The organism is Psychrilyobacter piezotolerans (assembly GCF_003391055.1).
In the GTDB taxonomy this organism is placed as follows: domain Bacteria; phylum Fusobacteriota; class Fusobacteriia; order Fusobacteriales; family Fusobacteriaceae; genus Psychrilyobacter; species Psychrilyobacter piezotolerans.
In genome coordinates this window covers 224,426-241,124 of record NZ_QUAJ01000001.1, presented here as the reverse complement: position 1 = coordinate 241,124, position 16,699 = coordinate 224,426, and the positions used below count along the sequence as shown (strand labels likewise).

The window sequence follows — 16,699 nt, the reverse complement described above, 5'->3', positions numbered from 1 at the left end:
AAAAATATAGGATTATTAAAAACGACATTCTAAATCAAGTTTTAGCTATACTCGATTTAGATAATCGTAGAAAAACGTGTACTGGAAAACTTAATTTTAAATATGATTTAATAAAGAAATTTAAATGTATCACGAAGAAATAGAACGCGGATGCAAGAGCATACACGGATTAAGAAATAAAAAATACAGGATGTAAATTAATCTGTGGAAATCAGTTTTTATCTGCGTAAATCTGTGTCAAAAAATGTTTATAAGATTCGTGCTATTCGTGACAAAAAAATTATTAGACTTCAGCGAAATAGCTGTAAAAGTTTTTTTAAAGTTCTGTAACGCTATGAAAGATAGATTATTAAAGATCGATTTATAAATTTTAAAAAAAATAGGGGTGATGTGAAAAGGAAAATAAGGTATTTTTAGTAAATTATAGGCAAAACTAATAAAGGAGGAGAGCAGATGAATTATTATTTAAAAGTATTGAGGCAGTGGAAGGATTTTGACGGCAGATCCGACAGAAGGGAATACTGGATGTTTGTATTGGTAAATTTTGCAATAAGTATGGCATTGCTTACAATAGACCAACTAATTTCCCCTGGAAATGAAGTTCTTTCAGGGATATATTCATTGTTTATATTTATCCCGGGAATTGCAGTTACCATAAGAAGGCTGCATGACATAGGAAAGAGCGGATGGATGCAGCTGGTGATATTGATTCCGTTGATAGGCTGGATATGGTTTCTGGTCTTAATGGTTAATGAGGGAGAGGCTGGCAGAAATCAATATGGAGAAAGTTTACGGCAAACAAGGTTTTAATTATACAATGAACTGCATCTGGTAACTGACTTTGGGAATAACTAGAGCTGTATCAAGTAAAATATTAGAACAGGGAGTGATCTTATGGATATAAATATGATATTTTTCCTAAATGCAATATTTATATCTATGGTCAATCTTTTTGGAGGGAGGGAAGGATTACTTTGTTCCCTTTTGTTTATCCTGGCAGTTTACTTTAAAAGAAAAGACAGGATCTTAACCTTGGTGTTAAGCGGGATAACGATATTTTTGTATGTGAATTACAGTTTGAAAACCATGGATAAACTTGGAGTAAATAAAACTTATGAATTTCAGATGGATGTGGTTTCAGACAATGCCAAGATAATAAAAACCGACGGAAAACATTTGAAAATCAGTTATTATCCTGTTTTGGATAAGTTTTTAGAGGATGGTTCTTATAATGTTCTGGGAAGAATAAATAAAATAGAGGATGCCAGGATAGAATTGGTGGTTTTGAAAGATGAAAAGATAGAAACTCCAATTAAAGATCTTTTAAATAACAGGGTAGAAAAATTAGTCTCCGCCTTTCCCTATGAATTTCAAAATTTTGTTGCAGCAGTTCTGCTGGGCAGGAAAGACGGGATATCTCAAGAGGTCAGGGAAAAGTTTAACTATACAGGAACCTCCCATATCCTTGTAATATCAGGGCTGCATATAGGAATAATAATATTTTCCATACTGGTTCTGTTAAAAAAATTACCCTATCAGATCAGATATGCAATGGCCGGAATCATCCTCACGGCCTATTGTTATGGGGTAGGGTTTACTCCCTCTGTCCTCCGGGCATATATCATGGGAGTACTATATTTAGGTGCTAAGATCTTTTATGAGGAAAGGGAGATGAAGAAAGCATTGATGCTGGCTTTTATGGTTTCTGGTTTTATCAACCCCTATGCCATTAGGAGTATCTCCTACCAGATGTCCTACCTGGCTTTAGCAGGAATCTTATTTTTATACCCTAAAATCCAAGGGGAGATAAAAAGATTTATTCCTAAAAAACTAAAAAAAATAAAACTTATAGATTTTCTTATATTAAGCTTTTCCATCCAGCTTATCCTGATACCGATATTTTTATATTATTTTAGAGTTTTACCCTTGTTTTCTTTTATACCAAATTTAATAGTGATTCCACTGGGCACGGTCACAGTTCAGGTCTTATTTATAGCCCTTTTATTATCTTTTATAGGTCTGGGGAAGATCTTGATGCCCCTTGGATATTACCTCTATAAACTCTTGAGTTTAATAATAGATATATTTTCTAAAATTCCCTTTTTAACTTTGGCATTTTATGTTAAAATCTCTTTATTATTATATATCTTCCTATATGTTCTAATATTATTATTTATCCTATTTGAAAGGGAAAAAATAAGAAAATACTGGTATATAGTTTTAGGGATAATACCGTTGATATTTCTAGTACCGCCTCAAAGGATAGAAAAATTAGATTTGAAATGGATGAATTATAGAAGCACTCCCAATGAGGTATTATTTTTGAATAGGAGACCAGAGAGGAGGGAGATCCTCCTGCTAAAAGACAGCGGGATAAATAGATTAGATTATATAGTGACCTCCTATGGAATGGAAAATAATGAGTTAAAGGAAGCCTACCCCGGCGCAGAAACTACTGTACTTGAGAAAGGGCAAAGGATAAAGGTAGGAGATGAATTTTTTATAAATGAAAAAGGAAGGATAAAGAAAGTCACAGAGAGAAAGTAAATCTCTGTGTCATAATAACGGAAATAGGAGGTAAGATGAGAGATTTTTTTGAAAATTTTAAATATGAAAATAGAGATATGCCCAGGTCTACCAAGGTTATCTACGGAACTTTGGCAGTTTTATTGTTGGTATTTCTGATGGGGCGTTTGATAAAAACACCAACGATCCTTATTATGATAGGAGTCCTCATGATATCTATCATATTGCATGAATTAGCTCATGGAGTGGTGGCTTATCTAAATGGAGATTCCACAGCTAAAGTCATGGGACGTTTGACACTAAACCCTATAAAACACATAGATCCTTTAGGTATGTTGTTACCCATCGGACTTATCTTGATGGGGTCATCCTTTGTCATAGGGTGGGCAAAACCTGTCCCTGTAGACTATCGAAACTTTAGAAGAGGGGAACTCAGTGTTTTCATGGTGTCTATAGCCGGAGTGGTAGTGAATTTTACCCTGGCCTTTGTAGGTGCTACGATAATTAAATTTTTCCCGGAGTTATATATGAGCAATGATATAGTTCATATGGCAATAGGTTATTTGATCAGGATAAATTTAGTTTTAGGGATATTTAACATCCTGCCTATCCCGCCTTTGGATGGATCTAAGATCTTATGGAGTCTGGGAGGAGATGTGATAAAAGATATGGTCGAGAACTTAGACAGATATGGATTTTTTATAATAATTGCCCTAAGTTACCTGGGGATACTATGGAAGATAATCGATCCAATGTTTGGTTTTTTAGTGAATATTTTAAATATGTATATAAGGCAGGGATAACTAATAATTGGAATCCCAAATGTACAATGGATAATTAAAGACCAGGAGATTAACCACGAATACGCCAATTAAATAAAATTTAGCGTCAAAAATAAAATAAAAAATAATAAAAGAGAAAAGATTAGGAGTGTAAAGGGAAGATGTTTTTCGAGATTACAAATTATATAGGTGTTGTAGCTTTTGCAATATCCGGGATGTTAAAGGGATTGAAATACAGGTTAGATATTTTTGGTGTGATTGTACTGGGCGTAATAACTGCAGTAGGTGGTGGAATCATAAGGGATATGCTCCTAAATAAAATTCCGGTATCACTTCTCAATGAAAGGGATGCATACTTAGCTGTGGTTACAGCACTGATCAGTTACTTTTTTTTACACAATAAATTAGAAGGCAGCAGGAGAATTTCAAGACTTGTAATGATATCTGACGCATTAGGATTGGCTGCCTTTGCCATAATTGGAGCAGAAAAAGGTGTGAACGCTAATTTAGGGCCATTTTCTACAGCTGTAATGGCTACCCTGACTGGTGTAGGCGGAGGAGTGATCAGAGATATGCTGGTTTCTGAAATCCCATTTATATTGAAGGAAGACCTGTATGCTGCCCTATGTGCAGCAGGAGGATTTTTATATTGGTTTTTAGCCAAGGAGAAGATTTTAGAGAGGGAAAGTTTAGCTTATACAATATTTTTACTTCTATTCGCCATAAGGATGGTAGCTATTAAATATAAATTAAACTTACCTGGCAAATTTAGGGAGATTAAGATTTGAAAACAATAAAAAATGAAAGTATGATAGAATTTGAGATCAAAAAGTCTAAATTTATAGGATATATAAAGCCTATTTTTACAAAGGATGAGGCAGAGGAATTTATAAAGATGATAAAATTAAAACATCCCGATGCGAGACATAATTGCAGTGCATATAAGGTCTTAGAAAAAGGTCAGGAATACTATAAGGTAGATGACGATGGGGAACCCAGTGGAACAGCAGGGAAACCTATGGGAGAGATTTTAAATATACTGGGGTTGGATAATTTAGTGGTAGTAGCTACCAGATATTTTGGCGGGATAAAATTAGGAGCCGGAGGACTTATTCGAAATTATGCTAAAACTGCAAAATTAGCTGTGGAAGAAGCCCAGATAGTGGAATGGAATCCCAAAATAAATGTGGTAATGGAATTTTCTTATGACAGGTCTGTTCAGATAGACAAATTGCTGGAGGATGAAGAGGAGTTTTTCAAGGAATACGGGGAACAAATTCTCTACAGGGGAAGAGTTTCAGAAGGTACACTTGCAAAACTAAAGGAAGTAAGGGGAATTGTATTGATAGAAAATTAAGGTTGAATTATTCAACCTTTTTTTTTTAGGCTAATAACTTGGACACAGGGCTGCACTGAGGGAAGATAAAGTCACACAGAGAAAAAAAGAAATAGAACGCGGATGTATGGATACATACACGGATAGGATGGAGATAATCACAGATTTTTATTTTTGGGGTTTAAACCAAGAAAACGTAATTATCAGTGTGAATCAGAGATTTTCTGTGTATCTCGACAGAGATCCGTGTTCTATGAATTAAGATTTCTGTAGATTAACAGGAAAAAAAAGGTGGAGAAGTAGATTTAACTCAAAAATCTTACTTGAAAAAAAGACGGAAAAAAAGTATTATCTACTAAGAAGCGAGAAATAAAAATTGGAGGGAAACTATGAAAGATTATATGAAGGAATATGAAGTGTGGTTAAATTCACCATATATAGATAGAGAGGACAGGGAAGAATTAGCTTCTATAAAGGGAGATGAAAAGGAGATAGAGGAAAGGTTCTATACTGAATTAGCATTTGGTACAGGGGGATTGAGGGGAGTCAGGGGAAACGGAATCAATAGAATGAATAAATATATGATAAGGAAAGCGACTCAAGGATTTGCAAACTACCTGTTAGAAGTAGATGCAGAAGCTGTAAGAAAAAAAGGTGTTGTAATAGCTTATGACTGCAGGATAGGATCGGTAGAATATTCATTGAATACAGCTTTGGTATTAGCTGCCAATGGAATTCCTGCATATTTATTTGAATCACTTCGATCTACTCCGGAATTATCATTTGCAGTGAGAGAATTGGGAACCCAGGCAGGTGTAGTAGTAACTGCATCCCATAATCCGGTAGAATACAATGGATATAAAGTTTATTGGAATGACGGAGCTCAATGTGTAGAACCTCATGCCAGCGGGATAGTAAATGGTGTTAAAAATGTCAAAGATTTAGGAGAGATTAAACTTATCTCTGAAGAGGAAGCTAAATCCCGTGGATTATTGATCATAGTAGGAAAAGATTTAGATGATAAATATATGGAGGCTGTAAAGAAGGAACAGATTATAACAGATATTCCAAATAAAGCAGATTATAAGATAGTATATACCCCGCTCCATGGAACAGGGAGGGTGCCTGTACAAAGAGTATTGGATGAATGTGGATTTAAATCTGTGTACACAGTATCCAGTCAGGAGATGCCAGATGGAACATTTCCTACAGTGGGGTATGCAAACCCTGAGGATCCGGCAGTGTTTAAATTAGGAATTGAGTTAGCAGATGAAAAAGGTTCATCCATTGTTATGGCAAATGATCCAGATGCAGACAGACTGGGAATAGCAGTAAAGGATAAAAAAGGTGATTGGTCATATCCAAATGGAAACCAGGTAGGGTTATTGTTGATGGAATATATCTTGGAATTTAAAAAGGATATCCCTTCCAATGGTGCAGTAATTTCCACAGTGGTTTCTACTCCTATGCTTGATGCAGTGGCAAAAGCTCATGGGGTAAAGATGTATAGAACATTGACGGGGTTTAAATTCATAGGGGAAAAAATAAAGCAATTCGAAGATGGGGTCTTAGACGGAAGTTATGTCTTTGGATTTGAAGAATCTTATGGATACCTGATAGGTACCCATGCCAGAGATAAAGATGCCATTGTGACTACTATGATCTTATCCGAGATGGCAGCTTATTATGAGTCTATTGGAACAGATATTCCGGCAGAATTAGATAAGATGTACGAAAAATATGGCTGGTATAAAGAGGGAATCACTGCAATAACTATGAGTGGAAAAGATGGAGCAGAACAAATCACCAATATCATGAAAACTCTAAGAGAAAATACTCCTGCACAACTATTGGGGCAGGACATAGTCACAGTAAGAGATTTTGAATTACAGACAGAGTGCGATAAGACGGCTTGTACAGAGGTTAAATTAGACCTGCCGAAATCCAATGTGCTTCAATTTGTTTTAGCTGACGGAACATATATCACAGCCAGGCCATCTGGAACTGAGCCGAAAATAAAATATTATTTCGCTGTAAAATCAGACAGCAAGGCAGAGGTGGAAAAGAAACTAGACAGATCTATGGTGGAATTCAAAGAATTTGTAGAGGGATTATAGTTTAATAAAATAATATAATTTAAGAAAGAGAATCTGAGGATTTTCTTTTTTTAAAATATTAATTTTTTTTAATTTTTATTTTATTGAAACTTAATGTATGCTTAAAATACGAAAAATTAAACTTAAAAAAAGGAGAGATTTTGTGGGGAAAATAAAATGTAATTTAACGTTTGGAGAAAGTTTGTTGTTTTTATTGGGGTGGTTTTTATTACTGATTATAACTTTTGGATTAGCAGCACCATTTTTTATTTTGAGTTTTTCAAAATATTTAATTAATAGAAGTATACTGGTAGAAAACGGTATCGAAAGACGAATGAGTTCTAATCTAAATGTAGGAGGAGATTGTGTATATCTCGTGTTATGGACAATATTTAGTATAATAACATTTGGAATAGCAGGTATATTCTTCATATTCAGCTTAGGAAAACGTGTTACGAATAGTATAGAAATAGCATAAAGAGAATAATATAATCAGAAGAAAGGGTGATTTATGGATTACCCTTTTTTAGTATACTAAGTATATTTTACTTTTGAAACTAAAACTAAAAGTGAATTCCTAATATTCATAGGGGAAAGGAAGTAGGAAAATTTTAATGATATATTAAGATAAATTGTATTATTTAACCTTGGACAGCGAAGATTTAAATTATGAAAAGATATTATTTGAAGAAAAAATTCTAAAATTTATAGAGGAAAGTATAGAAAAATTAAGTATTATACCTAGTGTGAGAGAAACGACAGCTCAATATAAAAAAGAATACTAAATATATATATTCTGAGCCAGAAAAGGAGGAAATAATGAAAGAATTTTTATTAAAAAATAATAATTTAAAGATAGTTGAGGAATTAAGTAAATCAATCCCAGAAGCAAAAGCCGAGATAGAGTTTAAATTTTGGAATGAATTAAAAGAAGAGATAGGAGGAAGTATAGGGGAATATGGGTTTTCATTAGATAATGATCAAGGGGTATCAGAAGTGAATAAAATAAAAAATGCGAGAAACAATAAATGGTCACCATTAGAAATGTATTATGTTTATGAGGATTATTTTAATGAAAATGTTTTGAGTATAGGAGTAGCAAATGCAAAAGCAGATGAAGATTTTTATTTATTCTTTCAAATATTTGATAAAGACGTACAAGAGGTTGGTTTGAAAAATATTGAAGAGGAGTTGTTAAAAAAATTAACCACTTTATCATTAAAAACGTCCAGTGGAGCAACAAATTTATATAAATACTGTGATACAGATTTTCAATATGAAAATAAAAATTTTTATAAATTGCAAGATGAAGGTAAAAGAAAAGAAGTAATAAAAAAAATAAAAGATGGTCTTTTGGAAATAGCCGTACATATAGACGAAAATAGAAGTGAAATAGGTAAAATTTTAAAAGGGATATAGCTTTTTATAATTTATAGTATGTTAAAAATAAAATATTAGGAGTTGATAGGATGAAATCCGGTGAATTTAATAAAAAAGTTAAAAATCATTTAGGTGAATTTAGCACGAAATTAAATTTAGGTGTAACTTCAATACAGGAAGAAAAATTAAAAGAATTTATAATTTATAATGGGGAAAAATATGATTATATATTATCGGATAAGCTGTGTGTGGGTTTTAATGATAATAAATATAGTGAAATTGTTTATTTTGACACCTATAGAAAAGAAATTTTAGAATTGATAAAAAGTGAAAAAATAAAACTACACAATTTTCAAAAACATTTAAATTCATCTCAAAGTATGGCTATAAACTTTTTTTTACCAATTAAAATAGAAAAAAACGAAAAAGACATGTGTGAATTTATTTTTGGGATTAAAGATATAGTAAGTCTAAAACTAGAAGTTTCTATGAATGATTCTGGAGGTGGAGAAAGCCAAACAGAAGTAGATTGTCTTTTAACGGAAAATAAAGGGATACAGCATTTATTTGAGATAAAATATACAGAAAATAGTTTTGGAAAAGTAAAGAATGAATCAAAATATGAATCAAAATGGTTTGGAATTCCTAATGAGAAGCATAACTTAAATATGACTAATACAAAAGTTCAATACGATAAAGTGATTGAATTATTTAATGAAGATACTGTTGATTATGAGTTTTTTTTAAAAAATTATCAGTTGGTTAGAAATTTATATAATACATTTTTTGAATTAAAAAACAATGTGATAGTTAAAAAAGAAAATATAGGAACTATGAATTGTATTATTTCAAAAAGAAATGATACTCAATACAAAGAATTCATAAAATTTAGAAAAAATATAAAAATAGAATATTTTAATAAAATCAATCTGTATTATTGGGAGGATGTCAATCAAAGTATCTTGAAAATATCAGAAAAATACCAGAATAAAAAGTTAAAAGATCATTATGAAAGATTTCAAAAAATCTATTTGGATTTCAAATAAAATATAGCCTCCTGCATTTAGAGTAATCTATTTCACAGGAGGTTTTTAATTTTATAAATTTTTAATGGATCATATGGTAAAATGTAATATAAAAAATATTTAGGAGTTGAAAGACAATGGAAAATGAAAATCATGTATTAAAGATAAAGGAAAAGGTAGCCGATCATATAGATGGAAGATTTATTTCAAATGTTATTGCAGGAGGAGATATCTATACTTTAAAATATTGTAAATTAGATAAGGATAAAATTGGTTATAAATTCATGTTGATGTTATTTAAGACCAGTTTTGATGGGGAAAAATTTGTAAATGAAGGGTGTGTAGACAATATCCTGATAGAGTTTGATAAGGTATACAGAACAGACCTTAGAAATAAAAAAGTTAGAGAGATCTATTTATCACTATTTGAAAAAATTAACAGGATGAAAAAAGATTTTGCAGCGGAAAAGAAGATCATCTGGAAAGAGATAGTTCCTGCTATTAAAGCAGACATTATAAATATGAAGCACGATATAAAAAATATGTAGTCTTGCTTTTAGCTAATAAATGGGCACCATACACGAAGAAAAAATAGAGCTCACAAAGAGTATTTAAACTTGACTCTAATTATTACTACTTCGGTTTCTTTTTTGAAGAGAAACCATAAAAAAGAAGAGTAAATAAAAGTTCTAAGGGTTTCGTCCTTAATACGAGTCACTTTTTCTCTGTAGCAAGAAAAAGTAACCAAAAAGTGCTAGAAGTTTATAAATTGTCTTAGTGGAGTAGGTCACAATCGTCATTGTAGAAACACTACAGCGGAAGTGTAACGACTATAAACTTCAGTTTAAAGGATAAAATAAATTTTTTAAAATTCGTGTAATTCGTGACAAAGTCTTTAGTCAGCATCAAGAAAATAAGTTTTTATGGAATGACTATATTGAGGTAAACAAAAGAGGCTGACCCAAAACGGGTTGTGCCTCTTTATGTTTTAATATAGTTCTATATAATACTCGCTTAATTTTTCATAATCTGTGATAACTATCCTTCTCTTGTCTTTTTTTATCAGCCCCTGCTCGATGAATTTTTTCAAGACTCTGTTGAGGTGCCTGTAACTGGTACCTAAAAGTTGGGACAGGTCGTTAAAACTGGTAGATTCTATCAAGATTTCATCTCCTTTTTCCACAGCATGGTTGATGAGATAGTTGGCTAAAACATGCTCAAAACTATAGGAGGAGGAGATAATATTGGAATTAACTGTAGCCTGTAATTTATTTAGGGTAGAGCTATACAGGTATTTCCAGAATATTGGATCATCGGCAATTAATTTTGAAAAAACACTCATACTGATACCTATTACAGTAGTGTCCTCAGTAGCAATAATATCGTATTTTGAATATGGGTTGTTTATTATTTCCATCTCTCCTAACATCTCCAAGGGTTTACTGTAATCAATTAGGAGGGATTTTCCATTCTCCAAATTTAAAACGATTTTCGTTCCCCCGGCAACCAATAGGTAGAAATAATTTACCTTTTCAGAGGAGGTAAAAAGATGTTCATTTTTTTTAAATTGGTAGAGGGACATATATTTTTCAAGGTTATTTGAAAAAATGGAGCTGATATTGTACAATTCAATATATTTTTTTAATAAATTGGGACTATTGATGATTTTCATAGATTCCACCTCTGTTTTTTTATTGTTTAAGGTTTTGTAAATTTTTGCCTAAGTTTTATCCACGTTAATTTTTAGTTGTTGGTTAATATTTAATAGAAAGGCAAAGTTGTGCTTTTTTATTATTATACCCTAAAAAAGGACATAAGACCTATTTTTATTGTTGGTATTATACTATCATATTACCATAAAAAAATAAATCAACTCATATAAATTTGTGATATGGACAAAAGTTTCTACGGCTAACCTAAATTAGCCACTATGAGTAAATTGCGAGCAGTTTACTTTTTGGTAAGCTGTTTTTAGTTTTTACATATATAAATAAGATATTGTTGATGTTGTTTAAAAATTAGGAGGAATAAAAAAATGAAAAGAATAATATTATTTTTAATGGGTTTAAGCTTGATTTTATTGACTGCTTGCGGGAAAAAAGAGGATTCTGCCAATGCCGGAAATGCAGGTGTAAAAAAAGTTGATTATAAAGTAGGAATAGTACTTGGTTTAGGCGGGTTAGGAGATAAATCTTTCAGTGATTCAGCTTATAAAGGTCTTTTGAAAGCGGAAAAAGAATTAGGTGTAAAAATTAAATATGTAGAGCCTACAACTCTTTCAGAATTTGATCAATTTTTAACTGAATTTGCAGAAGCAAATTATGACCTTATAATCGGTGTGAGTTTTGATGCTGAAAAAGGTATTGAAAAGGTAGCAAAAGAATACCCGGAAAGTAATTTTGTAATTATAGATTCAGTTGTAAATCTGCCAAATGTAAAATCTATAATCTTTAATCAAAAAGAAGGTTCTTTCTTAGCAGGAGCTTTAGGACAAATGGTAACCAAAAATAATTCATTGGGATTTATAGGAGCGGTAGACGCCCCGGTAATAAAGAGTTTTTATGAGGGTTATGAGCAGGGAGCTCTTTATATGAATCCAAATGTTGAAGTAAAGGATATATATGTTGGTGGAAGCAACCCGTTCAATGACCCTGCCAGAGCAAAGGAATTGGCTATATCAATGGCAGAAAACGGTGTGGATGTTATTTTTACAGTAGCAGGTGGATCTGGTAGAGGAGTTATGGAAGCTATAAAAGGCAGGGAAGATTTATATGGGATCGGTGTAGATTCAAACCAGGATGGAGAAGTAAAAGGGAAAATCCTAACTTCAATCTTAAAAAGAGTGGACGTATCTGTATTTGATGCAGCTTCAGAGGGATTAGCCGGAAACTTTACAGCTGGAACACTTGTTTTAGGATTAAAAGAAAATGGAATGGGAACTACTGACTTTGAATTTTCTAAAGAAGTTATCGGAGAGGAAAATTTAGGTAAATTAGAACAAATAAAGAAAGATCTTATCTCGGGAAAGATTGAAATAAAATAAGTTTAAAATCCTCCAAATTTGGAGGATTTTTTATTATAAAAATTATTGTTGACAAAGAAACAAAAACGAGTTATTGTTTCCTTATAAACAAAAAGGAGGCAGAGATATGAACTTAAATTTAAAAACTTTTGATATGCCGGAAAAACTTAGAGAGTGGGCCGAAAAGCAGGATGAACATCAGGCTAGACATGTAGGAACCCATATAGATGTATACAATTATTCTGATTTGGATCTGTCTTTAAGACTGTGCAGGGGAGTGGTGGTTGATGTCAGAGGTTTGGATCTCATAGGCTATGAAAGAGTAAAAAAAATTGAAGTTGAAAAAGGAGATTTTATTATTTTTAGAACTGGTTTCATGGAAAAATTCGGTTATGGGACGGAGAAATATTTGAATTTTAAAGATGCTCCATTTCTGACAGATGAAGCAGTGGATTCCCTCATAGACAGAGGAGTAAAATTTATAGGAATAGATCTCCATGGGATCCAGCATGGGAAGGATCATCGAAAGATAGATGAATATACAGAGTCCAAAGGAACCTATGTAATTGAAAATATGACTAATCTGGATAAAATTTCTGATATAATTCAATTGAAATTAGAATGGGATCAGAAAGAGGGAGCTACGGCTATTCCGGTAGAAATAGAAGTTTTCGGGTAGTTTTATGAACTTTAGATTATAGAACGGAGGGAGAAATATGAAAAAAATTATAGAAGAACTTATATTTGAAAAAATATCTGAATTTCTAGAAAAAGCAGAAGTATACAACCATATGTCCAATAAAAATAAGAGCTGGGATCTATCCTTGTCGGAGATCCACTGTATAGATAATATTGAAAAGCTGGAATCTCCAAATGTTACTTTGCTGGCAAATACAATGAAGATGACCAGAGGCGGAATAACAAAGATTACAAGAAAATTAATAAAAAAAGAGTTTATAACTAGTTTTAAAGAAGAGGGAAATAAAAAAGAGGTATATTTTAGATTAACTTCAAAGGGAATGGAAGTTTATTTAGACCATGAAAAGACCCATAAAGCAGCGAAAGACAGGGAGATGGGTTTTTATTCAACCTTTACCGGGGAAGAGCAGAAAATAGTCTTAAAGTTTCTGGAAAGATCAAATAATCATCTGCAAAATGAGATGGAAAAACTAAGAGATTAAAAAGATAAAAAAAATAGGAATTTTGAAAAATCCCTAGTTTTTTTATCTGGATGTAACCTCACCTTGCTTTTTTATATCTCTTTAGCATATTTTTTTATGGCCTTCTCATCCAGAGTGGTGATACTCTTCCGGTCTTTTTTTATTATTCCTGAATCTGTAAAAAACTTTATGATCCTGGTCAGATTACGATAACTGACATTCAATTCTTTGGACAGCTCATTTAAAGATTTGAAATTTATAAGGTGGTCATTTTCAACCAGATGAAGGGCTAAGATATTTTTTAGGTTAAACCCCTCCTTCAGGAGGATGGCACTGTTTGTTTTTAATAATTTTCGGGTAGAAGCCACACCTAAAAATCTCCACAACTGGGAGTTGTCCTTTAAATGCGTTTCAATAGCCTTAAATGAGATACTCATAATAAGGGTGTTGTTAGAGTTGGCAATTACATCAAATAACATGGAAGTTTCTCCTAGATATTCCACATCTCCAAATATTTCCGGTGGGGATAATTTATTTATGAAGATACCCCTGCCGCTGGCTAAAAAAGAGTGGATATCAACACCCCCGGACACAATAAAATAGATGTGTTTTACTTCATCTTTGGCGTTGAGGATATTTTCTCCCTTGGAGTATTTTTTTAAATTAAATAAATTGATATTTTCCTTAGAAAACAGGTTGTTCAATTTATATGTATCGATAAATTTTTCTATAATCAGACTGCTTTTCATCCATTCTCCTCCATTTCTGCCACCTGTCCTATAATTAACTCATAAAATTTTATATCATATTTTAAGAAGAAAATCAAAATAATAATATTAAAATGTAATTCTTATTTTATTTAAAATTCTATTTTAAATAAAGTATTTTGATGATTTCAAAGAAAAATTATAGCTGTTTGCCCGCCGGAGGCGGGCAAACTCTAAGGTTTTTAATGCATGCACCATCGCGAACGTTCATTAATAATAATGATTAAAGAGGAAAAAAAGAAAATATAAGTTATAATATTATAGGTATAGCTGTATTATATGGGGAGGCTAAAAATGAGAATAGTTGACATTATCCAAAAGAAAAGGGAAAAAGAAATTTTAACCGATGAGGAGATAAGATTTTTATTGGAAAATTACCAGGCAGGAGAAGTACCTGATTATCAAATTGCATCTTTTTTAATGGCTGTTTATTTTAATGGGATGACTACAGAGGAATTGAAAGTATTCACGGGAACTATGATAGATTCAGGAGAAACAATAGATTTTCCTGGCGTGGAGAAGTTTTTGATAGATAAACATTCTACAGGAGGGGTAGGAGATAAGACAACTATCGCCTTAGCTCCTATATTTGGTGCCCTGGGAATGGGAACGGCAAAATTATCCGGTAAAGGACTGGGTCACACTGGTGGAACTATAGATAAATTTGAGTCGATCAAAGGGTTTAAATTCAGCAATTCAAAAGAAGAATTGATAAAAATAGTAAATGAAACAGGAACGGGACTCATGGGGCAGGCAGATACAATAGTTCCTTTGGATAAAAAACTTTATGCACTCAGGGATGTTACAGCTACTGTATCAAGTATTCCGCTTATTGCCAGTTCTATAATGAGTAAAAAATTGGCAGTTCATGCAGATGCAATAATTTTAGATGTAAAGGTAGGATCCGGGGCATTTATGAAGGACCTGACTGAAGCACGTAAATTAGCCCAGACAATGTATGACCTGGGGAAGGCATTTGACAGGAATATTGTATGCATGCTGACTAATATGGATGAACCATTGGGGAATGCTGTGGGGAACTCACTTGAAATAGTGGAAGCTGTGGAAACTTTAAAGGGGAATGGACCTGAGGACTTCACTTATCTGGTGGAAGTATTGGGAGCACAGGCACTTATCTTAAAAGGTGATGTAAAAACATTGGAAGAGGGGATCGGAAGGGTAAAAGAAGTTATAGAAAATGGAGAAGCTCTTAAGATGCTGAAAAAATTCATAAAAGGCAGCGGTGGAAATCCTGATATCTGTGACGACTATTCACTGCTTAATATAGCTGCTGAAACTTTTGAATTCAATGTGGATGAAAGGGGATATATAAAACATATTGATGCTGAAAAAATAGGTAAGGCTGCTATGATGCTTGGAGCTGGAAGGGCTACAAAGGATGATATAATCGATCATTCAGTTGGACTGATAATGCATAAGAAGGTAGGAGACCAGTTTGAGGCAGGAGAAGCTCTGTTAACTCTATACCATCAAAATAACATGAGAGATGAGATCTTAGAAACTTTAAGGGGTGCCTTTGTATTCTCTGAGGAAAAAGTAGAAAAAATACCAACAATATTAGATATGATAGGATAATAACTAATAAGATTAAGTCACGAATTAACACGAGGAACTCCTACCGTCCATTCGGACACCTCCCTCGATTGGCGAGTACGAAAATTTACTTTTAGTAAAAATGAATTTTACGATGCCATAAAGAGGGAGAACAGAGAGTTCTAAAAATTAGTGTAATCTGTGTCAGATATTTTGATTTGTGTAAAGCCAAAAACAAAAAAATGGAGGAATAAAATCATGGAAATAAACAAGTATATAGACCATACAGTGTTAAAGGCAACGACTACAGAGGCAGATATAATCAAATTATGTAAGGAAGCCCGTGAATATAACTTTTTTTCAGTATGTGTAAATGGATCGTATGTACCTTTAGCTAAGAAAGAGTTAGAGGGATCGGATGTAAAAATTGCAGCAGTAATAGGATTCCCTTTGGGAGCTATGTCTAAAGACGCAAAGGTGTTCGAAACTAAAAAATGTATCGAAGACGGGGCAGATGAGATCGACATGGTACTCAATGTTGGATTCTTAAAAGATGGTAAATTTGATGAGGTGGAAACTGAGATCAGAGAGATAAAGGAAGCTATGGGAACTCATGTATTAAAAGTTATCCATGAAAACTGCTACCTGACAGATGCAGAAAAAAGAAAAGCTTGTGAGCTCTCTGTCAGTGCAGGAGCAGACTTTGTAAAAACTTCTACAGGATTTGGAACAGGGGGATCTACATTTGAAGACGTAGCTCTTATGAAGGAAGTAGTAGGGGATAAAGCTCAGATAAAGGCCGCTGGAGGAGTAAGAGATATAGAGACTGCCATGAGATATATTGAGATGGGAGTAACTAGATTAGGGACATCTTCTGGTGTCAGCTTAGTGAGTACAGGAAAAGCCAAAGAAGGGGAATACTAAACTGTTTTTAATTTAATTTTATAATTATAAGGCAGGAATAAAATAAAATAAAAAGAATACTGTTTACAGTATTCTTTTTTGATTGGAACTATTTTTTATGGGAATCAAATAAATATGCTAAAATAAA

At 32.8% G+C, this 16,699-nt stretch carries 18 protein-coding genes and 1 riboswitch; of the genes, 16 read left to right on the top strand and 2 right to left on the bottom strand.

Annotated features, from left to right (window positions below; genetic code table 11):
* Positions 1 to 453 precede the first annotated feature (453 nt).
* The 11 genes from DYH56_RS01115 (at position 454) to DYH56_RS01070 (ending at position 9,693) form a co-directional block, all read left to right on the top strand.
* Positions 454 to 810, top strand: a complete 357-nt coding sequence (locus DYH56_RS01115) for a DUF805 domain-containing protein (RefSeq protein ID WP_114641003.1) — start codon at positions 454 to 456, stop codon at positions 808 to 810.
* A gap of 84 nt (positions 811 to 894) precedes the next feature.
* On the top strand, positions 895 to 2,547 hold the full coding sequence (locus DYH56_RS01110; protein ID WP_114641002.1) for a ComEC/Rec2 family competence protein: 1,653 nt from the start codon (positions 895 to 897) through the stop codon (positions 2,545 to 2,547).
* A 35-nt stretch (positions 2,548 to 2,582) separates the two neighbouring features.
* Positions 2,583 to 3,329 (top strand): site-2 protease family protein, encoded by a 747-nt coding sequence (locus tag DYH56_RS01105; protein ID WP_114641001.1) that lies wholly within the window; start codon positions 2,583 to 2,585, stop codon positions 3,327 to 3,329.
* A 140-nt stretch (positions 3,330 to 3,469) separates the two neighbouring features.
* Positions 3,470 to 4,096, top strand: a complete 627-nt coding sequence (locus DYH56_RS01100; RefSeq protein WP_114641000.1) for a trimeric intracellular cation channel family protein — start codon at positions 3,470 to 3,472, stop codon at positions 4,094 to 4,096.
* A gap of 20 nt (positions 4,097 to 4,116) precedes the next feature.
* On the top strand, positions 4,117 to 4,665 hold the full coding sequence (locus tag DYH56_RS01095; RefSeq protein ID WP_158539007.1) for an IMPACT family protein: 549 nt from the start codon (positions 4,117 to 4,119) through the stop codon (positions 4,663 to 4,665).
* Positions 4,666 to 5,033: 368 nt separating this feature from the next.
* Complete coding sequence (locus DYH56_RS01090) at positions 5,034 to 6,761, top strand: phospho-sugar mutase (RefSeq protein WP_114640998.1); 1,728 nt, start codon at positions 5,034 to 5,036, stop codon at positions 6,759 to 6,761.
* A gap of 142 nt (positions 6,762 to 6,903) precedes the next feature.
* Positions 6,904 to 7,218 carry a DUF6693 family protein gene (locus tag DYH56_RS01085; protein WP_114640997.1) on the top strand — a complete coding sequence of 105 codons (315 nt, stop codon included), beginning with the start codon at positions 6,904 to 6,906 and terminating at the stop codon, positions 7,216 to 7,218.
* Positions 7,219 to 7,372: 154 nt separating this feature from the next.
* On the top strand, positions 7,373 to 7,525 hold the full coding sequence (locus DYH56_RS15805) for a hypothetical protein (RefSeq protein ID WP_158539002.1): 153 nt from the start codon (positions 7,373 to 7,375) through the stop codon (positions 7,523 to 7,525).
* A 34-nt stretch (positions 7,526 to 7,559) separates the two neighbouring features.
* Positions 7,560 to 8,159 carry a hypothetical protein gene (locus tag DYH56_RS01080; protein ID WP_114640996.1) on the top strand — a complete coding sequence of 200 codons (600 nt, stop codon included), beginning with the start codon at positions 7,560 to 7,562 and terminating at the stop codon, positions 8,157 to 8,159.
* Positions 8,160 to 8,209: 50 nt separating this feature from the next.
* Positions 8,210 to 9,166 carry a PGN_0703 family putative restriction endonuclease gene (locus DYH56_RS01075; RefSeq protein WP_114640995.1) on the top strand — a complete coding sequence of 319 codons (957 nt, stop codon included), beginning with the start codon at positions 8,210 to 8,212 and terminating at the stop codon, positions 9,164 to 9,166.
* Between the two features lie 116 nt (positions 9,167 to 9,282).
* Positions 9,283 to 9,693, top strand: coding sequence for a hypothetical protein (locus tag DYH56_RS01070; RefSeq protein ID WP_114640994.1), 411 nt, complete (start codon positions 9,283 to 9,285; stop codon positions 9,691 to 9,693).
* Between the two features lie 440 nt (positions 9,694 to 10,133).
* On the opposite strand, the gene DYH56_RS01065 is transcribed toward DYH56_RS01070, so the two are convergent.
* Positions 10,134 to 10,817: a Crp/Fnr family transcriptional regulator gene (locus tag DYH56_RS01065; protein WP_114640993.1), complete on the bottom strand. Its 684-nt coding sequence runs from the start codon at positions 10,815 to 10,817 to the stop codon at positions 10,134 to 10,136.
* A gap of 182 nt (positions 10,818 to 10,999) precedes the next feature.
* A riboswitch (purine riboswitch) is annotated at positions 11,000 to 11,096 on the top strand.
* An 84-nt stretch (positions 11,097 to 11,180) separates the two neighbouring features.
* Between DYH56_RS01065 and DYH56_RS01060 the strand changes: the two genes are divergently transcribed.
* The 3 genes from DYH56_RS01060 (at position 11,181) to DYH56_RS01050 (ending at position 13,348) form a co-directional block, all read left to right on the top strand.
* Positions 11,181 to 12,188: a BMP family lipoprotein gene (locus tag DYH56_RS01060; RefSeq protein WP_114640992.1), complete on the top strand. Its 1,008-nt coding sequence runs from the start codon at positions 11,181 to 11,183 to the stop codon at positions 12,186 to 12,188.
* Positions 12,189 to 12,294: 106 nt separating this feature from the next.
* The gene (locus DYH56_RS01055) at positions 12,295 to 12,846 is read left to right on the top strand and encodes a cyclase family protein (RefSeq protein ID WP_114640991.1); all 552 of its coding nucleotides are present in this window, start codon (positions 12,295 to 12,297) and stop codon (positions 12,844 to 12,846) included.
* Positions 12,847 to 12,883: 37 nt separating this feature from the next.
* Complete coding sequence (locus DYH56_RS01050) at positions 12,884 to 13,348, top strand: MarR family transcriptional regulator (protein WP_114640990.1); 465 nt, start codon at positions 12,884 to 12,886, stop codon at positions 13,346 to 13,348.
* Between the two features lie 71 nt (positions 13,349 to 13,419).
* On the opposite strand, the gene DYH56_RS01045 is transcribed toward DYH56_RS01050, so the two are convergent.
* Entirely contained in the window at positions 13,420 to 14,076 is a 657-nt protein-coding gene (locus DYH56_RS01045; RefSeq protein WP_114640989.1) for a Crp/Fnr family transcriptional regulator, read from the bottom strand.
* 312 nt (positions 14,077 to 14,388) lie between these two features.
* Between DYH56_RS01045 and DYH56_RS01040 the strand changes: the two genes are divergently transcribed.
* Positions 14,389 to 15,690, top strand: a complete 1,302-nt coding sequence (locus DYH56_RS01040; RefSeq protein WP_114640988.1) for a thymidine phosphorylase — start codon at positions 14,389 to 14,391, stop codon at positions 15,688 to 15,690.
* Positions 15,691 to 15,906: 216 nt separating this feature from the next.
* The gene (gene deoC / locus DYH56_RS01035; protein ID WP_114640987.1) at positions 15,907 to 16,572 is read left to right on the top strand and encodes a deoxyribose-phosphate aldolase; all 666 of its coding nucleotides are present in this window, start codon (positions 15,907 to 15,909) and stop codon (positions 16,570 to 16,572) included.
* Positions 16,573 to 16,699 lie beyond the last annotated feature (127 nt).